Annotated in this window: 14 protein-coding genes; 4 read left to right on the top strand and 10 right to left on the bottom strand. The window is 57.7% G+C overall.

The features are described 5' to 3' along the window. Positions 1 to 2: 2 nt before the first annotated feature. The 3 genes from ggt to P5689_RS03745 form a co-directional block, all read right to left on the bottom strand. Complete coding sequence (ggt, locus tag P5689_RS03735; RefSeq protein WP_408868531.1) at positions 3 to 1,817, bottom strand: gamma-glutamyltransferase; 1,815 nt, start codon at positions 1,815 to 1,817, stop codon at positions 3 to 5. Positions 1,818 to 1,856: 39 nt separating this feature from the next. Then, positions 1,857 to 2,648 (bottom strand): type I methionyl aminopeptidase, encoded by a 792-nt coding sequence (gene map / locus P5689_RS03740; protein WP_031239998.1) that lies wholly within the window; start codon positions 2,646 to 2,648, stop codon positions 1,857 to 1,859. Between the two features lie 121 nt (positions 2,649 to 2,769). Beyond that, on the bottom strand, positions 2,770 to 3,888 hold the full coding sequence (locus P5689_RS03745) for a D-alanyl-D-alanine carboxypeptidase family protein (RefSeq protein ID WP_285532144.1): 1,119 nt from the start codon (positions 3,886 to 3,888) through the stop codon (positions 2,770 to 2,772). Between the two features lie 316 nt (positions 3,889 to 4,204). On the opposite strand from P5689_RS03745, the gene clpS reads away from it, so the two are divergent. Both clpS and clpA read left to right on the top strand, forming a co-directional pair. After that, complete coding sequence (clpS, locus tag P5689_RS03750; protein ID WP_408868532.1) at positions 4,205 to 4,573, top strand: ATP-dependent Clp protease adapter ClpS; 369 nt, start codon at positions 4,205 to 4,207, stop codon at positions 4,571 to 4,573. 115 nt (positions 4,574 to 4,688) lie between these two features. Beyond that, the gene (gene clpA, locus P5689_RS03755) at positions 4,689 to 7,025 is read left to right on the top strand and encodes an ATP-dependent Clp protease ATP-binding subunit ClpA (protein WP_285532145.1); all 2,337 of its coding nucleotides are present in this window, start codon (positions 4,689 to 4,691) and stop codon (positions 7,023 to 7,025) included. Between the two features lie 103 nt (positions 7,026 to 7,128). On the opposite strand, the gene P5689_RS03760 is transcribed toward clpA, so the two are convergent. From P5689_RS03760 to P5689_RS03780, 5 genes are all read right to left on the bottom strand, one after another. Beyond that, entirely contained in the window at positions 7,129 to 7,596 is a 468-nt protein-coding gene (locus P5689_RS03760; RefSeq protein ID WP_285532146.1) for a DUF3465 domain-containing protein, read from the bottom strand. A 5-nt stretch (positions 7,597 to 7,601) separates the two neighbouring features. Beyond that, the gene (locus P5689_RS03765) at positions 7,602 to 7,955 is read right to left on the bottom strand and encodes a DUF2945 domain-containing protein (protein WP_285532147.1); all 354 of its coding nucleotides are present in this window, start codon (positions 7,953 to 7,955) and stop codon (positions 7,602 to 7,604) included. Positions 7,956 to 7,975: 20 nt separating this feature from the next. After that, the gene (locus P5689_RS03770) at positions 7,976 to 8,716 is read right to left on the bottom strand and encodes an HAD family phosphatase (protein WP_285532148.1); all 741 of its coding nucleotides are present in this window, start codon (positions 8,714 to 8,716) and stop codon (positions 7,976 to 7,978) included. A gap of 523 nt (positions 8,717 to 9,239) precedes the next feature. Further along, positions 9,240 to 9,944 (bottom strand): HAD family phosphatase, encoded by a 705-nt coding sequence (locus P5689_RS03775; protein WP_285532149.1) that lies wholly within the window; start codon positions 9,942 to 9,944, stop codon positions 9,240 to 9,242. A 307-nt stretch (positions 9,945 to 10,251) separates the two neighbouring features. Then, complete coding sequence (locus P5689_RS03780) at positions 10,252 to 10,521, bottom strand: DUF333 domain-containing protein (RefSeq protein WP_285532150.1); 270 nt, start codon at positions 10,519 to 10,521, stop codon at positions 10,252 to 10,254. Between the two features lie 1,062 nt (positions 10,522 to 11,583). Here P5689_RS03780 and P5689_RS03785 point away from each other — a divergent pair. Continuing rightward, positions 11,584 to 12,375 carry an SDR family NAD(P)-dependent oxidoreductase gene (locus tag P5689_RS03785; RefSeq protein ID WP_062165044.1) on the top strand — a complete coding sequence of 264 codons (792 nt, stop codon included), beginning with the start codon at positions 11,584 to 11,586 and terminating at the stop codon, positions 12,373 to 12,375. A gap of 137 nt (positions 12,376 to 12,512) precedes the next feature. After that, positions 12,513 to 13,313 carry an SDR family NAD(P)-dependent oxidoreductase gene (locus tag P5689_RS03790; RefSeq protein WP_023977606.1) on the top strand — a complete coding sequence of 267 codons (801 nt, stop codon included), beginning with the start codon at positions 12,513 to 12,515 and terminating at the stop codon, positions 13,311 to 13,313. A 68-nt stretch (positions 13,314 to 13,381) separates the two neighbouring features. Here the strand turns inward: P5689_RS03790 and P5689_RS03795 are convergent, their stop codons facing one another. Further along, the gene (locus P5689_RS03795; protein ID WP_200863450.1) at positions 13,382 to 13,819 is read right to left on the bottom strand and encodes a response regulator; all 438 of its coding nucleotides are present in this window, start codon (positions 13,817 to 13,819) and stop codon (positions 13,382 to 13,384) included. An 11-nt stretch (positions 13,820 to 13,830) separates the two neighbouring features. Further along, positions 13,831 to 14,934 carry a histidine kinase dimerization/phosphoacceptor domain -containing protein gene (locus P5689_RS03800; RefSeq protein ID WP_035439324.1) on the bottom strand — a complete coding sequence of 368 codons (1,104 nt, stop codon included), beginning with the start codon at positions 14,932 to 14,934 and terminating at the stop codon, positions 13,831 to 13,833. Between the last annotated feature and the right edge of the window lie 465 nt (positions 14,935 to 15,399).

Consider the following 15,399-nt stretch of genomic DNA (forward strand, 5'->3'; position numbering starts at 1 on the left):
TTTTACAATCCGCTTGCGCCGCCGCCTTCATGGCGTCGGTCCCAGCCCCCATAAAGCTTGCCGCTTTCAGGTGCCGCAACCGATGGACGCCCGAACAGAATTCCCTCGGCCACACCCCAGGGGCGATGCGGCGAGAGCGCGTATCCCTCGATCTGAAGCTGCTGCATGACATCAGGGCTGAGTGCCCGCGGTTCGAGCTCGATCGCCGAGGGCTTCCACTGCTCATGAATACGCGGCAGATCCACGGCCTGCTGGATGTCCAGCCCGCCATCGATCACCCCGAGCACGACAGACAGGATGATGGTGGGGATGCGTGAACCGCCGGGGCTGCCGATCACCATGAAAGGCTTGCCCTGATGCGTGATGATCGTGGGGGCCATGGATGACAGAGGGGTCTTGCCCGGCGCGATGGCATTGGCTTCGGACCCGACAATGCCAAACATATTGGCACTGCCCGGCTTGGCGGCAAAATCATCCATCTCGTCATTGAGGAAGAAGCCGGTATCCCCACCGATAACACCCGCGCCGAACCAGCCATTAAGCGTGTAGGTGGCAGAAATGGCGAAGCCTGAGCGGTCAGCTACAGAGAACTGCGTTGTCTCATGCTTTTCGTGATCTTCGGCAGGCTGGGCCTGCATGACACCCGGCAGGGGGGCGCTCGCGACCAGCGCATCGGAATTCAGGGCGTGATCGAGTGGGATACCCTGACGAATGGCGGCCGCATAGGCCGGGTCGATCAGATGGGCAACGGGGTTCTTCACGAAGTCCGGATCGCCCAGATCGCGGCGGTCGGAATAGGCATGGCGCATGGCCTCTACCTGACGCTGAACGCCAGCCACCGTGCGCAGGCCAAGCCGCTTCATGTCATAGCCAGACAAAATGTCGAGCATTTCGCAGAGAGCCACGCCACCACCGCTGGGAGGCGGGGCTGTATCGATATCGTAGCCACGATAGCTGCAATGGATCGGTTCCAGCTCACGCGTGTGATAGGCCGCAAAATCGGCGAGGCTCAGAATACCACCATTCTGCTTGCTGGCGGCTACGACGCGCTGGGCAATATCGCCCTTGTAGAACACATCCGGCCCCTGGCTCGCGATGCTGCGCAACGTGTGGGCAAGCTCTGTCTGCACCAGACGATCGCCCGGCTGGAGCGGTGTACCGTCTGGACGAAGAAAGATCTTCGATGCATGCGGATCTTTCTGGAAGGCCGCGGTGCTGGTGTGCAGCAGATCGGCATCGCCCTGCCCGATCACAAAGCCCTTCTCCGCCAGCTCGATGGCCGGCGCCATGACCTGAACACGGCTGAGCTTGCCCCAGCGACGCTGGATCTCATCCAGTCCGGCGACTGTGCCCGGCACGCCGATTGCCCGCCATCCTTCGATGGAGGCCTTGGAGTCAACCTTGCCCTGTGCGTCCTGATACATCGTGGCCGTGGCAGCGAGCGGCGCGTGCTCACGGAAGTCGATGAACGTCGTCTTGCCGTCTGGCAGGCGCAGGGTCATGAAGCCACCGCCGCCGATATTGCCGGCAGCCGGATAGACAACCGCAAGCGCATACCCCACCGCAACGGCAGCATCAGCCGCATTGCCACCCGACGCCAGAATACGACGCCCGGCCTCCGACGCCAGATGCTGGGCCGATACGACCATGCCGCGCGTTCCGACAACCGGCTTTGCAGGCTTGAGTGCCGGGTTGACCGTGCCGAAGGCCAGCGGGTCATAGGGCATGGCCGCTGGCGCAGCCTGGGCGAGACTCGAGACAGAAATGCTGGCGAGGAGGAGCGGCAGGGCCGCAACCCGGGTGCAGACACGCTTCACGTAAATCGTTCCTTGCAGATCAGACAGAAGCCTTTGGCTTCAGACGTAAGGCGGCTTGGTAAAGCCGGCAGGCGAGAGCGTGAAAATCTCGCATCCCTCACTCGTTACGGCAAGCATATGTTCGAACTGTGCGGAAAGGGAACGATCACGGGTCACGGCTGTCCAGCCGTCTTCGAGCGTCTTGGTGCCTTCCTTGCCCAGATTGAGCATGGGTTCGATCGTGAACACCATGCCTTCTCTCAGCTTCAGCCCCTTGCCAGGCTTGCCGTAATGCACAACCTGCGGCTCGGCATGGAATTCACGCCCGATGCCATGCCCGCAGAAATCGCGCACGACCGAAAGTCGCTGCCCCTCGGCAAAGCTCTGGATGGCGTGCCCGATATCACCAAGCGTCTTGCCCGGCGCAACTTCCGCAATGCCAAGCATCAGTGCCTTGTAGGTTGCATCAACCAGATTGACAGCTTTGCGGGGCACGTTCCCCACCAGATACATGCGCGACGTATCGCCATACCAGCCATCGATGATGGACGTGACGTCTATATTGACGATATCGCCATCCTTGAGGCAGCGCTCGCCAGGGATGCCATGACAGACGACATGGTTGATCGAGATGCAGCAGGATTTCGGGAAACCACGGTAGTTCAGTGGTGCAGGAACCGCCCCATGATCGAGCGTGTATTCGTGGATCAGACGATTGAGATCATCGGTCTTGGCGCCGGGCACGACATAGGGTGTGATCATGTCGAGTGTGGCGGCAGCGAGTTGACCCGCTTTTCTCAGGCCAACAAAATCGTCCTCAGTGTAAATCGTGATCCCGTGGTCGTGCGCCATACTGTCCATACCCTGCTGTTGCTCCCGCTCATGTTGTCTACTTCACGGATGATGCAGAGAAAATGCGCTGCCAGGGCATGAGGAGCAAGGCCGGATCGTCGTTTTTTATCCCCTGACCGGATCAACCCTTCTGGTGGCGGCTCGTCTTCCGGGTCGAGACAACATGACGCGACGTAGCCATACGCAGCTTTGCAGACGCGACTGTGTGGTGCTTGGCACCATGCGCAAGGGGCTGATAGCGACGCGGGCCAGTCGGCGCCTCGGCCACTTCGAGAACAGCAGCGGACCCGGCAGAGAGATGCCCGTGACGGCGTGTGTTGCGTGCCAGAACAACAGGGGGATGCAGCGGGGCCATGGGAGCCACACCCTCCGCCGCAAAACCCTGATCGAGGATGTTCGCCATCATCGCGTTGCGCTGGGGATTGGAGCGCGCGCCCAGCACCACGCCCACAAGACGTACATTGCTGCGCTGAGCGGATGTGATCAGATTATGCCCTGCCAGATCGGTATAGCCGGTCTTCATCCCGTCCGCACCCGCATAGGTTTTGAGCATCGGGTTATGGTTCGGAATCATGCGCCCATGGAAAGCAAACATGGGCGTTGAGAAGTAGTGGTAATATTCAGGAAAATCCTGAACCAGATGCTGTGCCAGCATGGACAGGTCGCGTGCCGTCGTCACCTGATCGGGGTCAGGCAGACCCGAAGCATTGCGGAACGTCGTATTCGACATACCCAGTGCGCGCGCCTGCTGCGTCATCATGTTTGCAAAACGGACTTCGTCGCCCCCGCCCAGCAATTCACCGAGCGCGCAGGCAGCGTCGTTGGCTGATTTGGTGACGAGGCCGAGAATCGCCTGCTGCACGACGAAATGCGTACCGGGAACCAGGCCGAGCTTCGAAGGCGCCTGAATGGAAGCGTGGATAGAGACCGGCACCGGGGTATCAGCCGTGATCTCGCCCGCACGCATGGCGCGAAACGCCATATACAGGGTCATGAGCTTGGTCAGAGAGGCCGGATAACGCTGGAGGTCGGGATCGACCTGCGAGAGCACAGCGCCGCTATTCACGTCCACAACATAGGAACTGACATGGCCCGCATACTGAGCATGTGCCGGCGCTGAGACCGCTAAAGTGCCCAGTCCCAGTCCTGCGCTGAGCAGCGCGCGGGTAAATACCGACCATTTGCGCGCCTCGCCCGCCCGGGTGACCTTGATAAGGTTCGTCTTGGTAGCGGACTGCATGCAGTAGGTCACTCGTGCCCCCGGGAATCTGGCGTTAATTCGTATCATAGACTGACACATTTCAAACCGTCCACGATGATCTGCCACAATTGAGGGAAAAATAAGGTAAACGTCGCTTAATAACCCCGATTGACGTCCAAAAGCGTATTTCAACCCTTATTCGAGCATCAGGGGCTCGGTTGTCATCGCGTCGATACGCCCGCTAAGCGCCAGTAAAACACACGATTGATCTTTGCGAACGCCCTGTCGATCCCATATGGTCTGGATCATGCCGTACCGCAAAGAAGTTTCAGGAACCCGGTTAGCCGACGCCTCGGTGACCCCCGCCCCTACCCTGCCTCATCTGGCGGGCGAGGACGATCCACCGCGCAAGGATGGTAATAACGACGAGTCGCATATCAGCGTCGTCATTCAGGCGCGCCCTGAAACGCGGCGTCCGGCGATGTACAAGGTGCTCATGCTGAATGACGACTACACGCCGATGGAATTCGTCGTGCATGTTCTGGAACGCTTTTTCGCCAAATCACGCGAGGAGGCGACCAACATCATGCTCAACGTCCATAAAAAGGGCGTGGGCGTCTGCGGGGTCTTCACCTTTGAGGTGGCAGAGAGCAAGGTAACCCAGGTGATGGATCTGGCACGACAGAACCAGCACCCGCTGCAATGCATGATCGAGAAAGCCTGAATCGAAATTATTCGGCCTTGCCAGGGAAACGGCAGGAGAGACCCTTTTACAAACCCATTATTTGCCTACATCCTGTCATGCTGACCCGTCACGCCTGACCTCAAGGAGCGCCCCCATGTTGTCTCGTATGCTCGAACAGACGCTCCATCGCGCCCTCACCCTCGCCGGTGAGCGACGCCACGAATACGCAACCCTCGAACACCTGCTGCTGGCTCTGACCGAAGACACGGACTCGGTGACGGTCTTCAAGGCCTGCGGAATAGACCTGGAGAAGCTTCGTGCCGATCTGACCGAGTTTCTCGACAAGGATCTGGCGGGCCTTGCTTCCGACCGCCCCACCGAGCCTAAGCCGACAGCGGCTTTCCAGCGTGTCATTCAGCGGGCGGCCATCCATGTGCAGTCGACGGGCCGCGATGAGGTGACGGGTGCCAATGTGCTGGTTGCACTCTTTGCCGAACGCGAGAGCCATGCCGTCTATTTCCTGCAGTTGCAGGACATGACCCGGCTCGATGCTGTCAATTTCATCTCTCACGGCATTGCCAAGGCACCTGACAAATCCAGCCGCCGCACCCCGACCGGGTCGCGCGACAAGGATGAAGGGGAACGTGAGGAGAAGCAGGGCAAGGCCGCCAAGCCGCAGGAAGCGCTCGCCGCCTATTGCGTCGATCTCAACAAGCGTGCCGAGGAAGGCAAGATTGACCCGCTGATCGGGCGCGATGGTGAGGTTGAGCGGACGATCCAGATCCTGTGCCGCCGCACCAAGAACAACCCTCTTTATGTGGGTGATCCGGGCGTAGGCAAGACTGCTATTGCCGAAGGACTTGCCAAGCGCATCGTTGAGGGTGATGTGCCGGAGGTGCTGCTCGATGCGACGATCTTCTCGCTCGATATGGGTGCGCTGCTTGCTGGCACCCGCTATCGCGGTGATTTCGAGGAGCGCCTCAAGGCGGTAGTGACAGAGCTGGACCAGACGCCGGGCGCCATCCTCTTCATTGATGAAATCCACACTGTGATTGGCGCTGGTGCGACATCGGGTGGGGCAATGGATGCGTCCAACCTGCTCAAGCCCGCACTGGCAGCCGGTACGCTGCGTTGCATCGGCTCGACCACCTACAAGGAATACCGTCAGCATTTTGAAAAGGACCGTGCGCTCGTGCGCCGATTCCAGAAAATCGACGTGCCCGAGCCCTCCATCAGCGATACGATCAAGATCCTGCGCGGGCTCAAAGGCAATTACGAGCGCCATCACAAGGTCCGTTACACCGATGACGCCCTGAAGGCAGCAGTCGAGCTCTCGGCCAAATACATGCACGACCGCAAGCTGCCGGATAAGGCAATCGACATCATCGACGAAGCCGGTGCGTCGCGTATGCTCCTGCCCGAAAGCAAGCGCCGCAAGACGGTCACGCTCAAGGATATCGAAGAGATCGTGGCCAAGATCGCGCGTATTCCGCCCAAATCGGTCTCAACCGATGACCGCGAAACGCTTCGCCTCCTATCCCGTGATCTGAAGAACATGGTGTTCGGTCAGGATACGGCGATCGAAGCCCTGAGCTCTGCCATCAAGCTGGCCCGAGCCGGTCTGCGTGATCCTGAAAAGCCTATCGGAAACTACCTGTTTTCCGGACCGACCGGCGTGGGCAAGACCGAAGTGGCCAAGCAGCTTGCCGCCTCGCTGGGTGTCGAACTGATCCGCTTCGACATGTCGGAATATATGGAGCGTCACTCCATTTCACGCCTGATCGGTGCGCCGCCGGGTTATGTGGGTTTCGATCAGGGCGGTTTGCTGACCGATGCGATCGACCAGCATCCGCATGCAGTGCTTCTGCTCGATGAAATCGAGAAGGCGCATCCAGAACTCTATAATATCCTGCTTCAGGTCATGGATCATGGCCGTCTGACCGACCATAACGGCAAGACCATCGACTTCCGTAATGTCATCCTGATCATGACGACCAATGCGGGCGCGGCCGATCTGAGCAAGGAAGCTGTCGGGTTTGGCCGAACGGATCGTGTGGGAGAGGATGAAGACGCCATCAAGCGCCTGTTCACCCCAGAATTCCGCAACCGCCTGGATGCGATCATTCCGTTCGCCAATCTCACACCCGAGACTGTTGGCCGGGTGGTCGAGAAGTTCGTTTTGCAGCTTGAAGCCCAACTGGCAGACCGTCATGTGACGATCGAGATCAGTTCCGCGGCCAAGGAATGGCTGGCTGAACGCGGCTATGACCGCCATTACGGCGCACGCCCGTTGGGGCGCGTCATTCAGGACACGATCAAGAAGCCCCTCGCGGAGGAGCTATTGTTCGGTGCCTTGGCGAATGGCGGTGCGGTGCGCATCGGTCTAAAGGACAACACGTTGCATTTCGACTTCCTTGAGGCCACACCGGCCACGCCGAAGAATGGTGAGGAAGACTCTGACGAGAAGTCGGAAGCGACCAGCGATAGCTGACACCTCCCTTTCGCCCCGGTCGCTCACCGGATGAGAGGGAAGACAGAACGGCAGGCTCATATGAGCCTAGAAGAAAAAGCGGTGGGGAAAACCCACCGCTTTTTTATTCGTAGTGTGTACCGTTCACGACGACATAACCGGGCGTTGCCCAGTGTCGGCCTGTGCCATGATGCGTCCAGTCAATGCCCTGACTGCGCGCAGAGTCGAAATAGTACCGGCCCACGACCTCTACCTGATCGCCCGGCTGGACCCATGGCCACGCCGGCGCGTTCATACGGTCGAGATCAGATACGATACGAATGACCTGCCCGGGCGCCAGCTGCATGATGAAGTAGCCATGGACACCGCTGCGCGTATGACGCGCGCGCGTGGTGACCGACAGGACTTTTCCGCAGACATGTTCAGGCAGGTCGACATGCGTCGGACCTGTTTGCAGAAAACCGGCCTGATCTGTTTGGAATTTCGCGTTATCACACTTGCCGTCTGCTGCCTGCGCAATTGCGGGAGCCACAGCGAAAGCCAGAGCGGCAAGCGCAGCGCCTCTCCAGCGCCGAAACGATTGAACCTGCATCAGCGTCACTTCTTGTGCAGCGTGTCTGGCTTGTGCGCGGCCTTCGCGCCAGTCTTGTCACTCTCCACCACGATTTTGGGATTGTCCGTGGACGCTTTCACCTCATTGCTTTTGATCTTCATCGGCTTTGTAACCGTCTTAACCACATGGCCCTCGGTTTCGCCGTTGCTCGTCTTCCAGGTGACATCATCACCCATCTTGAAGTCCTTTGCTGACATGATGCCTGTCCTTGCTTGGCCCGGCGGGCGGTTGGAAAGGAAAATCCCGAGCAAGCCGAACGCAGGGCGAGGCACGAATGTTGCCTGCCTTGCCAACTGAACAGACACAAAAAAAGCCGCCCCGAGGGACGGCTTTTGCACGAATGGACTAGTATCAGGCCTTAGGCAGCAATTGCCCTGGCACCGGATTGCACATCCAGAATCTGCTTGAGGATCAGCGGGAATTCAGAAAGATGCCCGATGCGCAGCAGGCCAGGCCAGCTGGGAGCAGGCTTACTGAGGTCGCGCAGCAGCACACAAGCCATACCGGCGCGACGAGCGGCTTCAGCACCCGTGTCCGAATCCTCGAGTACGATGCAATTCTCAGGATGCACGCCTTCCATTTCAGCTGCGTGCAAATAGAGATCGGGACGCGGCTTTGGCATGTCGAGATCACGACCCGAATGGATGCGCTCATCTTCAAGCAGTTCATCAAGTCCTGTGCTCGAAAACTTTGCTTCCATTTCAGCACCGGAAGAGTTCGAGCCAATACGGATGGGGAGGCCCAGATCATGCACGCTCTGCAGCATGTCATGGGCGCCATCGATGGTTTCCGCTTCGGTTTCCATCATTTTGACGATGCGGTCCTGCATCATCATATCCCAGTTCTCGGGCATTTCAGTGCCGGTCTCACGGCCGATGCGCTCACCGATCTTCACAAGTTCACCACCCGTGAAAATCTTGTGGGCCTCGTCATTGGAAATGTTCCAGCCATAATGGCGGGCTTCTTCAGCCATCTTGGCGGTCGACAGATGCTCACCGTCAACCAGTACGCCATCACAATCGAAAATGACGAGTTTCAGTGAGCCATCTTCGCGAAGGGCTGCGGGGATATCGGTAGCATTAGCGGAAGCTACGGTCATGATATTGTCCTCTCTCGGTTTGTGCGGGCACCGACCGGCGCTCTCTGCACACAGGGTTTGGGCAATCACGAAATCGTGTGTATGACCCTAAAATAGGCATGGAAAAGAGAAATGCAAGGAAAAACGTCAAAATATGTCTTGTTGAGCAGAGAAATTCTGGATTCCGCCAATCCAGCGCACATACCGGGAGCAATGTCATTCTTCACATATTTAACGTTACGCGCGCTGTTTCCGGATATCCTATTGAAGACATGACAGAAACATGACAGGCACCACGCACACGAAACATATTATGGATTTTTGCTTACTCAATACTACGTAAGCCTGATTTGCATTTGAGGAGATGGCGGGTGAGATTGTAAAACCCTGCGGGTGTTCACCCGCCTCGAGTAATCGCGGGCATGTGATAAACAGCGCTGAACGGGCTCACCGGTTTTCTGATTACAGCATGAAGTTTTTGTAGCCTGAGCGTTATCTTGGAGGCTGCGTTATTATTGCTCCGCCTGACACGCAGGTCCGAACCCTATCGGGCGTAGCGCATGAGATAATCCCGGGCGACATCGAGGCTCTCTACAATGGCGAGAGCGTTGGCCCATGCGAAGTCGTCCGGTTCGGCCAGATCCGGCACCATGATAACGCGCATACCCGCTGCAACGGCAGCCCTGACGCCGACTGTTGAATCCTCAAGCGCGAGACAAAGCTCGGCAGTCACGCCAATACGGGCAGCGGCAAGCGTATAGGGTTCGGGGTCTGGCTTGGCGTGGGTTACATCGTCACGCGTCACAATGGCGTCGAAACGCTCTGGCATGGCAAGAGCAGCGAGATGCGCTGTGGCGCGCGCATGACTTGAAGACGTGGCAATCGCTCGCGGGATATTTCTGGCGTCGAGCAGATCGAGAAGACTGAGGGCGCCCAGCTTTAACTGCAAGCGCCCCTCACCGACCATTTCCGAAAAGCACGCCTCCTGCAGAGCGAAGAACTTCGCCGCTTGCCCTGCCACGCCACATTGCTCCGTAACAAGCTCAAAACACTTGTCTTCTGAAAGGCCGATCATGGCTCGGGCGAGGGAGATCGGCAGAGACAATCCGCATTGTCGCGCCGCCCTCATGGAAGCCTCTATGCCGAGGGCCTCACTGTCGAACAAAAGGCCGTCCATGTCGAAAATCACCCCGCGCACCGACATCTGCGGGCTGGCGATCAGGGTTTCGGGCAGGACTTTGATGACCATATTACGTCTCTTTCGCAGCAAATCCAGTGCCGCGACCCCCAGAGAATTTTCTCTTCGACAAGAGACTGGCCAGAAGCAACGGCGTCCCTCTGCTCTGAGGCAGACGGTTGAGCAGATTGCATGAACCTGTCGATACAACCCGGTTGAGGCTTAACGGTGTCGCACACTCGCTGTTTGCATGGTGCGCCTAACCCCTCGTTCACAACCGCGCTACCACGCTGACGTGTTTCAAAATCGCGAGGATTCGACGTCTCGCCAGCCCTGGTGAAACCGCCCCTCCCCGTCATCGGCTGAGCGAACTACGCGCTCAATGATGCGCCGCCCGGTAGAGCACCCACTCCTCGACCACGCGTCCATAAGCCAGATGGCAATAGCCCACCTCGCCGTCTTTCTCGTGCCGGATCTCAAGCTTACCGCCCTGCTCCTTACAATAGACCGAGGCGGGATTGGCCATATTGGCAGCTTTCGCCGGTCTCTGGTCCTGCGAACATCCTGCAAGCAATGGTGTCAGACACACTGAGGACAATGCGATGACGCAGAAAAAGCACCGGCTCTTCAGTTGATGCAATCTGATCATGAAATGCGTCCTTTCACACAACTATCTATATGCAGCCTCTGGTGATGAACCATGTCAGGAGAGAGGTCGAGTGCGGCACATGCAGTGAGCCCACGCTTCCTTGTGAAACCGGAGCACCATATCAATCCGACATCGAAACAACATACTGTAAGACGTTCGGCGCAATTTGGTGCGCCAAGAGGGTGACGAACGGGCTTCCGGTCGCAGCGTTTACGGCCAAGCGCCCTCACCTGCACCGCAATCACCGAGTGCGTCTGACCTTACTCGCTGATCAGATGAGCAAACCCATCCAGAGGTGTCGCAGCATATTGTACCACATACTGATGCATGGCCTATCTGGTCGAACCCAGTCCTACGCAAAGCACGCGCTCGACAGCAATATCCGCCTCCGACACCTGACATGACGAGCAAGAGAAAATGCCGGAGCGGCTGCAAATCAGGGTGCAATCCGTTACCCTGCCCCTTGCTCCGGCACACGAGCGAGAGCGAGCGCCTTAAGAAAAATGCGGGCTCAGGTTTGGTTTTGGTTTTGGTTTTGGTTCTCAGCGCAATTCGGCTGGCCTGCTCCCCATACCAAATTTTCGTCTTTTTGCATCGTCAGCACTACGAGTGTCATACCGAAAATCAATAGTATAAGGTCGATCCCGGAGTATATTTTTTGTAGTCGAAAGGCGTAATTGCTCTGATGAAGCTGCCGGGTACAGGCGAAATCTCTGGCAGATTTGCGATCACCTGGAATGCGTGGGGCGCAGGATACCGTGGAGGAAACTTTATCGACAGGCCCGGCGGAAGAGGGAGCATGAATGCATGTCACCCGCTCGGATCGTAGCACGCTCAGTCTCATATCCCTTATGGTCACCCGACCATCACCGTAAGCACCTCCAATCGGGACGCCGACCGGCGATCGCACCACCCGGCGGCTCAGCCTCACCGTAGCGTGTTCGATGTCACTCAAACTTGTGCGCCGCTCCCTCTTCCTCCCGTTTCTGATCCCTCGTTCAGTATGCCGCCTACGGGTCGCCTCACAGGGAGGCGACGCAGGATCTCACAAGGACAATCGGAATGGATCTGGGTCTCAAGGATAAAGTTGCCGTCATCACAGGCGGTAGTGTCGGTATAGGCCTTGCTGTGGCGGAAGGTCTGGCCCGTGAGGGTGCTCACATCGTCATGGTGGCGCGCGACAAGGAACGCTTGACAGAAGCGGCATCAAAGCTTGCGGCAAGCTTTGGTGTGCGCTGCCTGCCTGTTGCTGCCGATGTAGCCACGAGCGAGGGTATCGAAAGCATCGTTCGTGAAACTGAAGCTGCTTTTGGTGGTGCGGATATCCTCATCAACAATGCCGGGACGGGCTCGAACGAGACCATTATGGAAGCCTCTGACGAGAAGTGGCAGTTCTACTGGGATCTGCACGTCATGGCGGCCATTCGCCTCGCGCGCGGCCTTGTGCCTGGCATGAAGAAGCGTGGCGGTGGCGCCATCATTCACAATGCCTCCATCTGTGCAGCTCAGCCGCTGTGGTACGAGCCGATTTACAATGTCACCAAGGCAGCCTTAATGATGTTCTCGAAAACCCTCTCGACAGAGGTGATCAAGGACAACATCCGCGTGAACTGCGTCAATCCAGGCCTGATCCTGACGCCTGACTGGATCAAGACCGCCAAGCAACTAACCAGCGAGAGCGGTGGCGACTGGGAAGCCTATCTGCAGGGGGTTGCCGACGAACATGCCCCTATCAAGCGCTTTGGATCACCCGAGGAACTGGCCAACTTCTTTGTGTTCCTGTGCTCCGACAAGGCTTCCTACAGCGTGGGGTCATCCTATTTCGTTGATGGCGGGATGCTTAAAACCCTTTGATGCATAGCAATGCGAAAGCGCTGCTATACTGCTAGTTATGAGGAACCGACCCGCGCCTATGCCGCTAAGGGCAAGGCAGGGTCTATCGGCGCATCCCGATCGAAAGGCCGGGATACGACCATGAAGGATGACAACCAATGAGTGAGACGAAACGTTTCGCTGGCAAGACAGCTCTCGTGACCGGTGCCGCTGGCAATATCGGGCTTGCCGTGGCGCGCCGACTGGCGAAAGAAGGCAGCCACGTCGTGCTGCTCGATCTCGATCAGGGCAAACTCGACGAAGCGGCGAAGCAGTTCGCCGAGCATGGCGTGAAGGTCAAGACGGTGGTTTGTGACGTCACGAACTACGCCAGCGTCGAGGAAGCCATCGACTACGCTGAGAAGAACGTCGGTCCGATCGACCTGCTGTTCAATAATGCCGGGTATCAGGGCGCCTTCGCTCCGATTCATGAGTACCCCGTTGAAGACTTCCAACGCGTCGTCGATATCGATCTGGTTGGGGCGTTTCACGTGCTGCGTGCCGTATCGCGCCGCATGGTTGCTCGCCGTTCGGGCAGCATTGTGAACACAGCCAGCATGGCAGGCCTGCAGGGCCCTCCAAACATGGGCGCCTATGGCTCATCGAAATTCGGCGTAGTTGGCCTGACCCAGGTCGCCTCAAAGGATCTCGCGCCTCATAACATCCGGGTCAATGGCATTGCCCCAGCGCTGATGGGGCCGGGCTTCATGTGGGACCGCCAGACTGAGCTGCAAGCGGCCACGAATACGCAGTATTTTTCGACCGATCCGGAGACAGTCAAGAAGGAGATGGTTGCTGGTGTTCCCATGCGTCGTCTTGGCGATATCGAGGAAATCCCTGGCACCGTGGCTTTCCTGCTGAGTGAGGATGCAAGTTACATCACAGGCGTCACCATGCCGATCTCGGGCGGTATCCTCTAACGCCCAGCCGCTCGGTCAGGGTGCACGGCGCCAGGCGCTACTGCCCCTGATCTGGCGCGGTTCACGCCTCAGGCGCAGCTTGCCCAGCGTTCGCGAAGATGCTCAGAGGTTGCGAGGCTTGATGGGCGCGGCACTGAGGGTGGTGGATCGAACACCCCTTCGGACAGGTAACGCAATGCGTTCACTACGCCTGCATGAGAAAATGGCTTGGCGATCACACCATGGGCCCCCGAAAAATCCTCGGGGATTTTTGAGACGTTTGCGGTCAGGAAAACGATCAGGGCTTCCGGCCATCTCCCGCGGATATGCGCACAGACCTCGAACCCGTTCGATCCCCCAGCGAGATGAAGGTCAACCAGTGCGAGCTGCGGACTAACGTGATCCGGCAGCGCTTCGACCTCCTGCAGCGACGCAACAGCTCCCACCACCTCGTGACCACTGTCACGAATCAGCGCTTCCATATCCATAGCAATGATCATCTCGTCCTCAACAATGAGAACGTCCATGGGAGTTGCCATCAGAATGTATCGCTTTTTGGGAAGGTGATCGTGACGCAAGTCCCAGGACCGTTGTCACTCCATGTGGCCTGAGCTTGGGCCTGACGTGAAAGACGGGTGATCAGGGCCGCACCTATGCTCTTGGTTCGCTTGACTGAGGGCATGCCCGGACCGTCATCACAGATACGGATTGTGCCGAGCCTGTTTTCCTCCCCGGCGAACAGACTGAGCACGCCTGCCCGACCATCCGCAAAACCGTGCTTGATGGCATTTGTCAGGATCTCGTTGAGGATGAGACCAAGGGCGGAGGCATGGGCTGAATCGACCATCAGCGGCCGCACCTTCAACAGTAGACGTATATCTGCGCGGCCACTCGACCCGACGACGTCGCGTGCAAGGTTTTCAACAAAACCGCCAATGTCGAACGCGGCGATATCCTCTGACTGATAAAGCTGACGATGGACCACAGCAAGCGCATCGACACGTTCGAGCATGCTGTCGAGTTTGGCAACGATCGCCGGATCATCAATCGTGCGCGCTTGCAGGCGCAAAAGCGACCCGATCATGGTCAGGTTGTTCTTTACACGATGGTCGACTTCGTGAAGGAGGATGGTTTTCGCCTCAAGGGCATCTCGCAAATCCGCCGTTCGGCGCTCAACTTCACGCTCGACCAGTATTTTCTGCTGGTTGATGATGTGCTGCGCTTGCACGCGCTCTGTCACATCGAGTTGGGAAGCGAAGAAAAAGCGGATATCACCTTTTGCGTCACGTACGGGAGAGAGATAGAGCGCATTCCAGAAGGTTGATCCATCCTTCCGATAATTCAACAGGTCCACATCGATATCATGCCCTTCCTCGATGGCCGCCCGAACCCGGGCGACGGCCTCAGGATCAGTATCAGGCCCCTGCAGAAAGCGACAATTCCTGCCCATGATCTCGGCGCGGTCATATCCCGTCAGTTCCTGGAAAGCGACATTGCAGAAAACAATCGGATTATCGGCCTGACCCGGGTCCGTAATTACCATAGGCATGCGGGTGGCTCGTACAGCAGCCGCAAAAGGATCACCACGCCCCTGTTCGTAATCAAGCTCGTCCGTCAAATGCCAGTCGTCGCGCTGCTTCACATTTTCTCCCCCGGGTGAATGCCCGAGAGGCATCACTTCGGGCTAAAACGAAACCTTGCGGAGAGGGTTTCACGAATTCCCGTGTTCCCCAGGCGGGTGGGGAACGAGCCAAACGTGCACGCTCATGACTTGGCTGAGGCCAGACTATCGCTCAGGAACGGGAATCCTCTTTCGCCAATGCGCCAGCAGGCAGTAGTGGCTTCCATACTTGCAAGACAAAGATCCCATCATTCCCATGAATCGGGCTCATTAAAAATATACCGAATAACTTTATAGATTTATATTAGAGCGTAAATTCGTAATATTCATTTTTATCCGAAAATATGATATGGATATATCCATTCTGAGGGTATCTGCAGTTCAGATCATAGTCGCGTTCCCCCACCCTCAGAGCTCGACAGGGCCGACGCTAGAGCACGGCAACACAGCCCAAAAACACGCGCTATCTTCATTCCTGCCAAGTGG

Source organism: Asaia sp. HumB (assembly GCF_030263835.1).
GTDB lineage: Bacteria > Pseudomonadota > Alphaproteobacteria > Acetobacterales > Acetobacteraceae > Asaia > Asaia bogorensis.